At 69.1% G+C, this 12985-nt stretch carries 10 protein-coding genes and 1 other RNA gene; all 11 read left to right on the plus strand.

Going from position 1 to position 12985, the window contains the following annotated elements:
- The first annotated feature begins 18 nt into the window (after positions 1-18).
- The 11 genes from ABNQ39_RS07820 (at position 19) to ABNQ39_RS07870 (ending at position 12983) form a co-directional block, all read left to right on the plus strand.
- A complete protein-coding gene (locus ABNQ39_RS07820) occupies positions 19-1161 on the plus strand; it encodes a hypothetical protein (RefSeq protein ID WP_376956606.1) in 1143 nt (380 codons plus the stop codon).
- A 129-nt stretch (positions 1162-1290) separates the two neighbouring features.
- Entirely contained in the window at positions 1291-3123 is a 1833-nt protein-coding gene (locus ABNQ39_RS07825; protein WP_376956608.1) for an ABC-F family ATP-binding cassette domain-containing protein, read from the plus strand.
- Complete coding sequence (locus tag ABNQ39_RS07830) at positions 3120-3998, plus strand: DMT family transporter (protein WP_376956610.1); 879 nt, start codon at positions 3120-3122, stop codon at positions 3996-3998. Before ABNQ39_RS07825 ends, ABNQ39_RS07830 begins: the two co-directional genes overlap by 4 nt.
- A 7-nt stretch (positions 3999-4005) precedes the next feature.
- Positions 4006-4698: an N-acetylmuramoyl-L-alanine amidase gene (locus ABNQ39_RS07835; RefSeq protein ID WP_376956612.1), complete on the plus strand. Its 693-nt coding sequence runs from the start codon at positions 4006-4008 to the stop codon at positions 4696-4698.
- Between the two features lie 60 nt (positions 4699-4758).
- Positions 4759-5160, plus strand: an RNA gene (gene rnpB / locus ABNQ39_RS07840) — RNase P RNA component class A.
- A 791-nt stretch (positions 5161-5951) separates the two neighbouring features.
- Positions 5952-6398, plus strand: coding sequence for a division/cell wall cluster transcriptional repressor MraZ (locus ABNQ39_RS07845; RefSeq protein ID WP_244592763.1), 447 nt, complete (start codon positions 5952-5954; stop codon positions 6396-6398).
- Complete coding sequence (rsmH, locus tag ABNQ39_RS07850; protein WP_376956615.1) at positions 6398-7372, plus strand: 16S rRNA (cytosine(1402)-N(4))-methyltransferase RsmH; 975 nt, start codon at positions 6398-6400, stop codon at positions 7370-7372. Before ABNQ39_RS07845 ends, rsmH begins: the two co-directional genes overlap by 1 nt.
- On the plus strand, positions 7369-8178 hold the full coding sequence (ftsL, locus tag ABNQ39_RS07855; protein WP_376956617.1) for a cell division protein FtsL: 810 nt from the start codon (positions 7369-7371) through the stop codon (positions 8176-8178). Before rsmH ends, ftsL begins: the two co-directional genes overlap by 4 nt.
- Entirely contained in the window at positions 8175-10046 is a 1872-nt protein-coding gene (locus ABNQ39_RS07860; RefSeq protein WP_376956619.1) for a peptidoglycan D,D-transpeptidase FtsI family protein, read from the plus strand. The genes ftsL and ABNQ39_RS07860 overlap by 4 nt, the downstream gene beginning before the upstream one ends.
- Positions 10012-11487: a UDP-N-acetylmuramoyl-L-alanyl-D-glutamate--2,6-diaminopimelate ligase gene (locus ABNQ39_RS07865; protein WP_376956621.1), complete on the plus strand. Its 1476-nt coding sequence runs from the start codon at positions 10012-10014 to the stop codon at positions 11485-11487. Before ABNQ39_RS07860 ends, ABNQ39_RS07865 begins: the two co-directional genes overlap by 35 nt.
- Positions 11484-12983 (plus strand): UDP-N-acetylmuramoylalanyl-D-glutamyl-2,6-diaminopimelate--D-alanyl-D-alanine ligase, encoded by a 1500-nt coding sequence (locus ABNQ39_RS07870; RefSeq protein WP_376956623.1) that lies wholly within the window; start codon positions 11484-11486, stop codon positions 12981-12983. Before ABNQ39_RS07865 ends, ABNQ39_RS07870 begins: the two co-directional genes overlap by 4 nt.
- The last annotated feature ends 2 nt before the right edge of the window (positions 12984-12985 follow it).

A 12985-nucleotide genomic window follows, 5' to 3' on the forward strand; every position in this document is an offset into this window, starting at 1 on the left:
TTTGGGAACGACACGACGATGCGACGCACGATCATCCGGACGGTCTTCGCCGCTATATTGGGAACGGCGATTGCCATGGGGTGTGGCGCCCAGGCGCAGGTGACGTCCCCCGCAACAGCCGGCGACGCCCCGGTGGTGCTGGGCCAGCCGTTGACGCTGAATCTGGGAGTGCCGCCTGCCGGCACCGACTGCGCCACGCAGGCGGCAATGCTGAACGCGCAAGCGCTGGTCCTGGTCGCCAACGGCCAGACCGTTCCCGGCGCCCGCGCCAGCTTCGCCTGCTCCGCCAAGGGCGACCTGATGGGCACCGCCTCGACCTCCATCGCCGGCAACGGTGACGACGCGGCGAAGCGGCGGGCATCCTGGCAGACCGCCTTCAGCGGCTTCTTCAGCCTCGCCGGGGCCAAGACCCTGCCGGTCGCCTTCGGCCCGGCCAGCGGCGGCATGACGACCGCGCCACAGATGGTGTCCATCCAGGGCGCCAGCGACCGCGATCTCGGGCTGGCAGCGGTGTGGTTCGTCCTGGTGGCGGCGGTGTTCCTGTTCGCCTTCTTCCGCCATTTCGGACGCACCGATGCCATCACCCCGATTGCCGGCGTGCCGATGCCGGCCGACTACCGGGCACCCTACAGCCTCGCCCGCTTCCAGCTTCTGTGGTGGAGCGGAATCGTCACCGCCTCCTACGCCGCCATCCTGACCATCACCGGATCGATGGACACCATCACCACCGGCACCATGGCGCTGATGGGGATCGTCGGCGGCACCTCGGTCCTGGCTGCCTTCCAGGACCGCCGGCCGAGCGACGACCAGACCCGGCGCCAGCAGCACGCCGCCCTCTACATCGCCGCCGCTGCGGCCACCCCGCCCGACCGGACGGCGATGGCCGCCAGCCTGGAGCAGGTCTATCCGCCCACCCAGGGGCTGCTGCCCGATCTGCTGAGCGACGCCGCCGGCTACAACATCCATCGCCTGCAATTGCTGGCCTGGACCGGGGTGCTGGGCATCACCTTCCTCTACGAGGTCACCCGCACGCTGGGCATGCCGGAGCTGTCGGCCAACCTGCTGGCCCTCACCGGCATCAGCAACGGCACCTATTTCGGCTTCAAGATGCAGGAACAGCAGGTGCCGGCGCCGACCGGCATCGCGCAATTACCAGCCTGATCCCAGCCTGACGGCAGGGGCGGTTCCACCGGGCGCAACCCGCCCAACCGTTTTTCCGGGTCGCGGTGGAGGGGGACGGCGCGCTATAACCCATCCCCTTCCCTCGATTTTCCGGCGCACGAACGGTCCATGGCTCCTCCCGCACCCATCACGGCGCTCCAGGGCGTCTCCGTCACCTTCGGCGGCCGTCCGCTGTTCGACGGCATCGACCTGTCCATCGGCCGCGGCGACCGCGCCTGTCTGGTCGGCCGCAACGGGTCGGGCAAGTCGACGCTGATGAAGGTGCTGGCCGGGATGATCCAACCCGACGGCGGCACCGTCTTCGTCCAGCCGGGCGCCCGCCTCGCCTATCTGCCGCAGGAGCCGGACTTCACCGGCTGCGCCACCGTCCAGGACTATGTCGTGCAGGGCCTGCCCGCCGACGAGCAGGACGAGGCGCACCGCGTCGACGCCGTGCTCGACCGGCTCCAGGTGGACGGCAACCTCGACCCGCGTACCCTGTCGGGCGGCGAATCGCGCCGCACCGCGCTGGCCCGCACGCTGGTCGGCAACCCCGACGTCATGCTGCTGGACGAACCGACCAACCACCTCGACCTCCCCACCATCGAGTGGCTGGAAGAGGAACTGCTGTCCTTCCGCGGCGGCCTGCTGCTGATCAGCCACGACCGCGCCTTCCTGAACCGGCTGGCCAAGCGGACGCTGTGGCTCGACCGCGGCACCGTGCGCGCGACCGACCGCGGCTTCGCCGAGTTCGAGACCTGGCAGGCCGAGGTGTTCGAGTCGGAAGAGGCCGCGGCCCACAAGCTGGACCGCAAGATCGAAAGCGAGATGAAGTGGCTGCGCGAGGGCATCTCCGCCCGGCGCACCCGCAACATGGGGCGCGTACGCAACCTGCTGGACCTGCGGGCCGGGCGCGCGGAGCAGATCAAGGGCGGCCAGCAGGCCAAGCTCGCCATCGCCGAGGCCGAGCGCGGCGGCCGGCTGGTGATCGAGGCGACCGGCATCTCCAAGGGCTTCGACACGCCCGACGGCCGCAAGACCATCGTGAAGGACTTCTCCACCCGCATTCTGCGCGGCGATCGGGTGGGCCTGATCGGGCCGAACGGCGCCGGCAAGTCCACCCTGCTGAAGATGCTGACCGGCCAACTCGATCCCGACGAGGGCACGGTGAAGCTGGGCACCAACCTCGACACCGCCTATTTCGACCAGCGGCGCGAGGGGCTGAACCCGGAGGACACCATCCGCAAGGTGCTGTGCCCCTTCGGCGGCGATGCGGTGGTGGTCAACGGCGTGTCGCGCCATGTCGCCGGCTACATGAAGGATTTCCTGTTCGACACCCGGCAGTTGGACAGCCCGGTCAAGGCACTGTCGGGCGGCGAGCGCAACCGGCTGCTGCTGGCCCGGCTGTTCGCCAAGCCCAGCAACATGATGATCCTCGACGAGCCGACCAACGACCTCGACATGGACACGCTGGACCTGCTGGAGGATGTGCTCGGCGACTATCAGGGCACGCTTCTGCTGGTCAGCCACGACCGTGACTTTCTCGACCGGCTGGTGACGGCCACCATCGCGCTGGAAGGCGACGGCACCGCCACCGAATATGCCGGCGGCTATTCCGATTATCTGGTGCAGCGCCCGGCCAAGGCGGCGCCCGCCGCTGCGGCCACCAAGCCTAAGCCGGCCACCCAGGCACCGGCCGCCGCGGCCAAGCCGCGCGGCAAGCTGAGCTACAAGGATCAGCGCGAGCTGGACGAACTGCCCACCCGCATGGACAGTCTGGGGGGCGAGATCGCCAAGCTGGAGAAGGCGCTGGCCGACCCCGACCTGTTCACCCGCGACCCCGCCAAGTACCAGAAGACGAGCGAGCAGCTGCACGCCAAGCAGGCGGCGCTGGCCGCGGCGGAAGAGCGCTGGCTGGAGCTCGAGGCGATGCGCGAGGAGTTGGAAGGCGGGCGGGCATGAGTTTTGCCCACACACTCCAGGCGCTGGTGGTGATGGCGCTGTGGGGGCTGAACTTCGTGGTGGCGAAATGGGCGCTGGCCGAATTTCCGCCGCTGTTCGTGATGTTCCTGCGCTTCGCCCTGGTGGCGGTGCTGATCATCCCCTTCTTCCGCGTGCCGCGCGACAAGCTGTGGAAGATCGCGCTGCTGTCGGTCACGCTGGGCAGCATCCATTTCCCGATGATGTTCAGCGGACTAAAGGGGATCGACGCCGCCACCGCCTCGCTGGCGGCACAGGTGCAGGTCCCCTTCTCTTCCCTGCTGGCGGCGCTGGTGTTCAAGGACAAGCTGGGCTGGCGCCGCGGGATCGGCATGGCCGCCGCCTTCGCCGGCGTGGCGGTGATCGCCGGAGAGCCGCGGCTGGGCGAGTCGCTCCATTCGCTGCTGCTGATCCTGGCCGCGAGCTTCGCCTTTGCGGTGGCGAGCGTGCAGATGAAGCTGATCGGGGCAGTGAACGGCTTTGCCGTCAACGGCTGGATGGCGCTGTTCGCGATGCCGCAGTTGTTGGTCCTGTCGCTGCTGACGGAACATGGGCAGATGGCGGCGCTGGCAAACTCCACCTGGGTCGGCTGGGCGTCCATCGCCTACATGGCCGTCGCCGTCACCATCATCGCCTATGGGCTGTGGTATCCGTTGCTGGGACGCTATTCCGTCAACCAGACCATGCCCTATCTTTTGACCGTGCCGGTCTTCGGCGTCGCCAGCGGCGTGCTGCTGATGGGCGATCCGGTGACGATCAACCTCGCCATCGGCGGACTGTTGACCATCGGCGGCGTCGCGGTGATCGTGAAGCGCCGTCCGCGCACCGTCAGCGAGACCGTCACCAACCCGACCTGATGCCGACATGAGCCGCTTCCGCCGGATCGACCTTCCCTCCCCCAACCACGGCCCGCGGGCGGAGGGCACGCGGGTAGAGCTGCTGATCCTCCACTACACCGGCATGCCCACCGCCGCCCATGCGCTAGAGCGGCTGTGCGACCCGGCGTCCCAGGTCAGCGCCCATTACACGGTGGACGAGGACGGCACCGTCTATGCCCATGTGCCGGAGGACCGGCGCGCCTGGCATGCCGGCCGGTCGAGCTGGCGCGGGGCGGAGGACGTCAACAGCCGCTCCATCGGGGTGGAGATCGTCAATCCCGGCCACGAGTTCGGCTACCGGCCCTTCCCGCCGGTGCAGATGGCCGCAGTCGCCGAGCTTTGCCTGGACATCGTCGCGCGGCACGGCATCGCCGCCGCCGACGTGCTGGGCCACAGCGACGTGGCCCCCACCCGCAAGGAGGATCCGGGCGAACTGTTCGATTGGCCGGGCCTCGCCGCCCAGGGACTCGGGCTCTGGCCCACGCCGTCCCAGCCAGACGACGGCCCCGCCGACACAGTGGAGGTCGCGGCACTGCTGGGACGCTATGGGTATGGCCCTGCAGAGCCGCGGGCGCTGCTGGCCTTCCAGCGTCACTTCCATCCCGACTGCCTGACCGGCCTTCCCGACCCCGAGACGGTGCGGCGCCTGCGCGCGCTGCTGCGGTTGACGGGACGGTAACGGGCGGCATCCGCGATTTGGGGTTTGCCCCCACGGCCGCTTCCCTATAGAACGACCGCGCCAGATGGCCGGATGGCCGCCTTCGGTTTCGACCGGGGGAGGAAAGTCCGGGCTCCACGGAAACACGGTGCCGGCTAACGGCCGGCGGGGGCGACCCTAGGGAAAGTGCCACAGAAAGCAAACCGCCGGCGTTTCGACGCAGGTAAGGGTGAAAGGGTGCGGTAAGAGCGCACCGCGGACCCGGCAACGGGGACGGCACGGTAAACCCCACCGGGAGCAAGACCGAATAGGAGCGGCCCGACCACTGTCCCCGCAACGGGACGGGCGTGGGTCAAGCGCGTTTCCGCGCCGTCGCTCGGGTTGGTCGCGCGAGGCGTCCGGGCAACCGGCGTCCCAGACGAATGGCCATCGCCTGCCCCTCGGGGCGGGATACAGAACCCGGCTTACAGGCCATCTGGCACTTTCCCATCTCTTTTGCCCAGCCCGTCCCAAATCGGCTCCCCCATCGGGGCGGCCGATCCCATGGCGCCCCGTGGCGGCACCCGTTTGCCCTCGCCCCGCCCCTTTCGACGCGCGGGCATGGGACGGCGTGGGCAGCAGAGGGGCAGTCGACGGGCGGTTTCCGATGTCATCCACAGGGCGGATGCGACCGCTCCTCCCCCTGCACCCCGCAGTCCGACGGGCTTTTCCGCCGCCATCCCCAGGATGTGCACGGCCCCATCCACATTTTCCCCAGACTAATCCACAGCCGGTGGATAACTGTGGGGCGATTTCCCATGCTGTCCCATGCCGGACCGCGGTTTCCCACCCAAGGTTCTATGCCGTCCGAGGGGGTCGATTCGACAGTCCGACAAACCATGCGTACGCGGCATTTTCTTAAAATTTTGGAACGTTCGAAGAACGTGTGTGGATAACTTTATCCACATCGCGAGAGTCCAGCGGAATACTGCGAAGATTCTGAGATTTCGTACACCAACTTGCCCGGATGCCACAGCATGACCCAAAAGTCTTGACACCCCCGTCTGAATACTCGGGGGAGCGTTGACGCCCATGCCGTCCCATGCTATCCCAAGAATGCCCATTTAAGGGGGGCTCTTACCCATTCTGGTTAACACCGGGAGGCGGGAGCTGAATGGGCCAAGCGGGGCTAGCGCGGAGCACCCGACCGCGCACGGGGGATAGCAGGGGGGATCGCCGGGCCTATGGCCGTTTTCCTGTCCACATACGTCAACAAAGTTGACAGGAAAGGGCGTGTGTCCATCCCGGCACAGTTCAGGCAGTCGCTTGCCAAGACGTCGGCTCCCAGCACCGTCTATCTCTGGCCCTCGCTGAACCACCAGGCGCTTGAAGGCGCCGACCAGGACTATCTCGACGTCCTCTCCGAAAGCCTCGAATCCCCCGACCTCGATGCCGACGAGCGCGACATGATCGAGACCTTCATCTTCGGAAAGCTGATCCCCGTCTCCTCCGACGCCGAAGGCCGCATCGTCCTGCCCAAGGAGCTGGCGGAGTTCGCCGGCATCACCGAAGAGGCCGCCTTCATCGGCCGCCGCAAAACCTTCCAAATCTGGGAACCCAACGCCTTGAAAGCCCACGAGGCGGCACTGCGCGAACAGGTCGTGCGCAAAGACATCTCCCTCAGCCAGATCGTCGCCAAGGCCTCCCGCGGCGCCGCCAGCCGGAGCGGGGAGGGCGCCTGATGTCCGACACCCGCATTCACATTCCCGTCCTGCTGGACGAGGTGATCGCCGCGCTGTCCCCGCGCGACGGCGGCCTCTATGTGGACGGCACCTTCGGCGCCGGCGGCTACAGCCGCGCCCTGCTGCAATCGGCCTCCTGCCGCGTGATCGGCATCGACCGCGACCCCGCCGCCATCGAGCGCGGCCGTGCGCTGGCCCAGGAGTTCCCCGGACGGCTGGAGGTGATCGAGGGCCGGTTCGGCGATATGGACCGGCTGCTCGCCGACCATGGCGTCGGAACGGTCGACGGCGTGGCGCTCGACGTCGGCGTCTCCTCCCCCCAGATCGACGAGCCGGAGCGCGGGTTCTCCTTCCGCTTCGACGGCCCGCTCGACATGCGGATGGGACGGGATGGGCCGACAGCCGCCGACGTGGTCAACACCGCCGACGAATCGGATCTGGCCGACATCGTCTACCAGCTGGGTGAGGAACGGATGGCGCGCCGCGTCGCCCGCGCCATCGTCGCCGCCCGCCGCGAGGCGCCGATCGAGCGCACGGGACGGCTGGCCGAGATCATCCGGTCGGTGGTGCCGAAGGGGAAGGGCGACGGGATCGACCCGGCCACCCGCACCTTCCAGGCCCTGCGCATCCATGTGAACGACGAGCTGGGCGAACTGCGGCGCGGCCTGTCCGCCGCCGAGTCGCTGCTGGCGCCCGGCGGGCGTCTCGCCGTCGTCTCCTTCCATTCGCTGGAGGACCGCGAGGTCAAGGCGTTCCTGCGGGAACGCTCCTCGCCGCCGCCCTCCCCGTCCCGCCACACGCCCGTGACCGCGGTCGCGGCGCATAACCCATCCTTCCGCCTGCTCTCCCGGAAACCCGTGGACCCGAGCGAGGCCGAAGCCCGTAACAATCCCCGCGCCCGGTCCGCCCGGCTGCGCGCGGCTGAACGTACCGAGGCGCCCGCGTTCCCGGCGCCCGGCAAGGAGGCAGCATGAAAGGCAAGACCTGGCTGTTCTGGGGTGGCCTGATCGCGGCCGCCGGTGGCGTGCTGTTCCAGACCAGCTACGACGTCCAGGATCTTGAGGAGAAGCTCGCCGGGCTGAACCGCAAGATCATTCTGGAGCAGGAGTCGATCCAGGTCCTGAAGGCCGAGTGGAGCTACCTGAACGACCCCACCAAGCTGGAGAACATGGCCCAGGCCTATCTGACGCTGCAGCCGACCGAGCCGCGCCAGTACCTGGCGATGGACATGATCCCGATGCGCCCGGCCGATGCGGTCCCGCCGCCGGCGCAGGACCTGCCCGGCAAGGCCATGCCCGGCGCTCCGTTGCCGCCGATGGTCCGCGCGCCCGGCACCGGCAATTCCCAGCTGGCCGCCGCCCGCGTGCCTGCCGCTCCCAACAACAACGCCGCTGCCGGAATCGTTCCGGTCAGCGCGCCGGTCGGGCTGGCGAAGCCGCTGCCGATGGAAAAGGCGCTGGAACGCGCGCCTGTCGTCGTGCCGGCGTCCCTGCCCTCCGGCGCCGCCCTTGCCGATCCATCCCGCGCCAACCGGATCAAACCGGCCGCCCTGGTGCCCGGCTCCGCCCGTGCGCCTACGGAGAAGTCGGCTGCGCCGGCCGCCGCCGGCAAGCTGGCGCCCAACGCCCCGACCGCGCGCCCGACCGAACTGGCCTCCCGCCCGATCCCGGCGCCGGCACCTAAGGTTGCCGCCGCGGCCCCCGCCGCGCAGCAGCCCTATCAGCCCAAGCCGACCGACAGCCTCGGGCTGCTCGTTGCGCGCCTGGGGGCCAATCGATGATCGGTCACGACCACGGCGGCCCGGCCGGCTACGGCCAGCCCGGCGCCAGCACCGGCAGCACCTATGTGCCGCCGCCGGCGCCCTCGCCCTTTCCCCAGCCGGCCCCGCAGCCGTCTGCCAAGCCGCGGACCTCGCTGGCTGTCGCGCTGGAGCAGAGCCGTTACCGCCTGATGGTGACGGCTGCCGTGGTCACGACCGTCTTCACCGCCATCAGCGTCAAGCTGGCGATGGCCACGCTGCTCGCGGGCGGCGGCGAGCCGCGCCAGCATGTGGCGCTCGAGGTGGGCGACACCACCACCAACCGTGCCGACATCACCGACCGCAACGGCAACCTGCTGGCGACCTCGCTGGTCACCCAGTCGCTCTACGCCGACCCCAAGCTGGTTTCGCGCCCGGAAGAGGCCGCGCAGAAGCTGGTCAGCGCCCTGCCCGACCTGGATTACAAGGACGTCCTCGGCAAGCTGAGCGGCGACCGCCGCTTCGTCTGGCTGAAGCGCAACCTGACGCCGAAGCAGCAGGCCGCCGTCCACCGCCTGGGCATCCCCGGCGTCGCGTTCGAGCGGGAGGAGCGCCGCTTCTATCCGGCGGGCCCGCTGACCTCGCACATCGTCGGCTTCACCGGCATCGACAACAACGGCCTTGCCGGCATGGAGCAGGGCTTCAACAAGCGGCTGACCGAGGAGCCCGGCACGCCGCTTCAGCTGTCCATCGACCTGCGGTTGCAGCACGTCCTGAAGAAGGAGCTGGCTGCCACGGTGCAGGAGTTCAGCGCCATCGGCGCCGCTGGCATCGTCTTCGACGTGCGCAGCGGCGAAGTACTGTCGATGGTCTCGCTGCCTGATTTCGACCCGCAGGATCCGACCGGCCTGAACCCCGACACGCTGTTCAACCGGGCGACCCTCGGCGTGTACGAGATGGGTTCGACCTTCAAGATTTTCAACTCTGCATTGGCCTTCGATACCGGCAAGATCCGGGTGTCGGACATGTTCGACGCGGCACACCCGGTCAAGATCGGCCGCTTCACCATCAACGACTACCACAACCTGCACCGCGCCCTGACGGTGGCGGAAGTGTTCCAGCACTCCTCCAACCTCGGTTCCGTGCGCATGGTGCAGCAGGTGGGCGTGGCGGCGCAGAAGGCCTTCATGACCAAGATGGGCTTCACCAAGCCCACGGGTCTGGAGCTGCCGGAAAGCGGCTGGCCGCTGGTGCCCAACCCGTGGCGCGAGGTCAACAGCTACACCATCTCCTTCGGCCACGGCATCTCGGTCAGCCCGATGCACACGGTGGCCGCCGCCGCGTCCGTCATCAACGGCGGCCTCTTCCACAAGCCGACGTTGCTGAAGCGCCAGCCCGATGCCGAGGTTCCGACCGAACAGGTGGTATCGCGCCAGACCTCCGACATGATGCGGCGCATGTTCCGCTTCGTGGTCACCGAAGGCACCGGCAAGTCAGCCGGAGTGAAGGGCTATGTCGTCGGCGGAAAAACCGGCACGGCGGACAAGCAAAAGGGTAAGCATTACCAGAAGAACTCGCGAATGTCGTCGTTCCTGGGCGCCTTCCCGATGAACGATCCCCGCTACATCGTCTATGTGCTGGTCGACGAACCGCAGGCAACGGCCAAGACCTACGGCTACGCCACCGGCGGCTGGGTCGCCGCCCCGGCAGTGGGCCGCATCGTCAAGCAGATCGGCCCGCTGCTGAACGTGCCGGTGGTGGATGAGAACACGCCGGAGATCCTGAACTCCACCTATCTGAACGCCGCCGGTTCCACCAGCTGGCAGCAGTCGCTGCCGCCCGTCACCGCCCCACCTCCCGCGAAGGGAAGCACCGTTGCGTCTTTCCCAACTCAGACCAAGCCGCGCTGACGCCACCCGCGGCGTTGCCGACCCCGACATCGCCGGGCTGACCGCCGACAGCCGAGCGGTCAGGCCCGGCTTTGTCTTTGCCGCCCTGCCCGGCGTGAAGGCCGATGGCCGCGCCTTCATCGCCGACGCACTCGCCAGGGGCGCCGTCGCCGTGCTGGCGCCCGAGGGCACCGAGCTGCCCGCCGGCTCCACCGCCGTCCTGCTGACCGACCCGCAGCCCCGCCTCGCCTTCGCGCTCATGGCCGCCGCCTTCCATGGCGGGCGCCAGCCGGAGACGGTGGTGGCGGTGACCGGCACCAACGGCAAGACCTCCACCGTCCAGTTCGCCGCCCAGATCTGGACGCGCCTCGGCCTGCCCGCCGGTAGCCTGGGCACGCTGGGCCTGCTCGGCCCCGGCCTGCACGGCTATGGCGGGATGACGACGCCCGATCCGGTGTTGCTCCACCGCGACCTCGCCGCCGCCAAGGATGCCGGCATCGAGCATCTGGCGATGGAGGCGTCGAGCCACGGGCTGGAGCAGTTCCGGCTGGACGGCGTGGCGATCAAGGCCGCCGGCTTCACCAACCTGACGCTGGATCATCTCGACTATCACGGCACGATGGAGGCCTACCGCGACGCCAAGGCGATGCTGTTCGACCGCGTCCTGCCGCCGGGCGCCGTGGCGGTGCTGAACGCCGATTCTCCGGAATTTCAACATTTTGCCACCATTTGTAACGACCGTGGCCACCGGGTCATGTCCTATGGTCTGGCCGGCACCGAGCTTCGGGTGACCGGGGTGGAGCCGCTGGCCCATGGCCAGCGCCTCTCCCTGTCCGTGCTCGGCCGCGACGTGACGGTGGACCTGCCGCTGGCGGGTCGGTTCCAGGCCTGGAACGTGCTCTGCGCGCTGGGGCTGGTCATCGGTTCCGGCGGTGACGTCGGGCGGGCGCTGGACAGCCTTTCCTCGCTGGAGGGTGTGCCGGGCCGGTTGCAGCATGTCGCGACCCACCCCAACGGGGCGACGGTCTACGTCGATTTCGCCCACACGCCGGACGCGCTGGAAACGGTGCTTCTGGCGCTGAGGTCGCATGCCGCGCGCCATCTGGTGACGGTGTTCGGCTGCGGCGGCGACCGCGACCGCAGCAAGCGGCCGGTGATGGGGGCGCTGGCGGCCAGACTGGCCGACCGCGCCATCGTCACCGACGACAACCCGCGGACCGAGGATCCCGCCTTCGTGCGGGGTCAGGTGCTGGCCGGGGCCACCGGAGAACTGGCCGGCAGGCTGGAGGAGATCGGCGACCGGGCCGAGGCGATCCGCACCGCGGTGCGGCAGCTTCAGCCCGGCGACGTGCTGGTCATCGCCGGCAAGGGCCACGAACAGGGACAAACGATCGGCACCGAGGTGCGTCCGTTCGACGACGCGGACGAGGCCCGGAAAGCCGTAGCGGAGGTTGGAGCATGAGCGGGGACAAGACGGTCCTTTGGACAGCGGATGAGGCGGCGGCCGCGACAGGCGGGCGTCTCTCCGGTCCATCCGCCTGGACCGCGACCGGCGTCGCCATCGACAGCCGCAAGGTGGCGGCGGGCGACCTGTTCGTCGCCATCCGCGGACCGAATTTCGACGGGCATGCCTTCATCGGCGCCGCGCTGGCCGCCGGTGCCGCCGCGGCGCTGGTCGACCATCTGCCGGACGGCCTCCCGGAAGGCGCGCCACTGCTGATCGCCCCATCCGACACGCTGGAGTCGATGGCGGCGCTGGGCTTGGTGGCGCGGGCGCGCTGCGGCGCGCGCTTCGTCGGCGTCACCGGCTCCGTCGGCAAAACCGGCACCAAGGAGACGCTGCGCCACGTCCTGGCGGCGCAAGGGGCGACCTATGCCAATGAAGGCAGCCTGAACAACCATTGGGGCGTGCCTTTGTCGCTCGCCCGCCTGCCCGCCGACAGCCGCTATGGCGTGTTCGAGTTGGGGATGAACCACGCCGGCGAACTCGGCCCGCTGTCGCAGCAGGTCAAGCCGCATGTCGCCGTCATCACCACAATCGAGGCGGTGCATCTGGAGTTCTTCTCCGGCGTCGAGGCCATCGCCGACGCCAAGGCCGAGATCTTCGAGGGGCTGGGCTCGGACGGCATCGCCGTGCTGAACCGCGACAACGGGCAGTATGGCCGGCTGGCCGCCGCGGCGCGCCGCCAAGGGCTGACCGACATCTGGAGCTTCGGCGCCCATGAGGAGGCGGACGCCCGGCTGGTCGACTGCTCGCTGCACGCCACTTGCAGCGCGGTGACGGCACTGATCCGCGGCGAACGGGTGCAATATTGCCTGTCGCAGCCGGGCCGGCATTGGGTGATGAACAGTCTGGCGGTGCTGCTGGCGGTGAAGGCGCTGGGCGCCGATGTCGCCGCCGCAGCCCGCTCCCTGTCCAGCCTGCCGCCGGTCAAAGGGCGCGGCACTCGCAAGCGCATCCAGTTGCCGCAGGGCGCCTTCACCCTGATCGACGAGAGCTACAACGCCAGCCCCGCCGCGATGACCGCGACGCTGGAGGTGCTGGGCAAGATCGACCCCGGCGCCGGTGGCCGGCGCATCGCCGTGCTGGGCGATATGCGGGAGCTGGGCGAGCGCGCCGACGCGCTGCACATCGGGTTGGCCGAGCCGCTGCGCGCTGCGCATGTCGATGCCGTCTATGCCTGCGGACCGCATATGAAGACGCTGTTCGACCGCCTGCCGGCGGCGATGCGCGGCGCCTGGACCGAGACCAGCGTGGAGCTGGCCCCCCTCGTGACCGCGACCGTAAAGGGCGGCGACGTCATCATGGTCAAGGGGTCGCTGGGCAGTCGTACAGGTCTGATCGTCGATGCGCTCGCGGCACTCGACAGCGGGCGCGAAAGCGAGGACAAAGCCGCCTCCCGAACCACCAACCAGCCGCAGGCGGCCGCGCAATCCGCGCAGGCCCCGCGAGGCTGACG

It is taken from the genome of Azospirillum sp. A26 (assembly GCF_042604635.1).
In the GTDB taxonomy this organism is placed as follows: domain Bacteria; phylum Pseudomonadota; class Alphaproteobacteria; order Azospirillales; family Azospirillaceae; genus Azospirillum; species Azospirillum palustre.

Bases quoted from the DNA above. Each gene is read 5' to 3' on its own strand.
- ABNQ39_RS07820 (WP_376956606.1), top strand. From the start codon at position 19: ATGCGACGCACGATCATCCGGACGGTCTTCGCCGCTATATTGGGAACG.
- ABNQ39_RS07825 (WP_376956608.1), top strand. From the start codon at position 1,291: ATGGCTCCTCCCGCACCCATCACGGCGCTCCAGGGCGTCTCCGTCACC.
- ABNQ39_RS07830 (WP_376956610.1), top strand. From the start codon at position 3,120: ATGAGTTTTGCCCACACACTCCAGGCGCTGGTGGTGATGGCGCTGTGG.
- ABNQ39_RS07835 (WP_376956612.1), top strand. From the start codon at position 4,006: ATGAGCCGCTTCCGCCGGATCGACCTTCCCTCCCCCAACCACGGCCCG.
- rsmH (WP_376956615.1), top strand. From the start codon at position 6,398: ATGTCCGACACCCGCATTCACATTCCCGTCCTGCTGGACGAGGTGATC.
- ftsL (WP_376956617.1), top strand. From the start codon at position 7,369: ATGAAAGGCAAGACCTGGCTGTTCTGGGGTGGCCTGATCGCGGCCGCC.
- ABNQ39_RS07860 (WP_376956619.1), top strand. From the start codon at position 8,175: ATGATCGGTCACGACCACGGCGGCCCGGCCGGCTACGGCCAGCCCGGC.
- ABNQ39_RS07870 (WP_376956623.1), top strand. From the start codon at position 11,484: ATGAGCGGGGACAAGACGGTCCTTTGGACAGCGGATGAGGCGGCGGCC.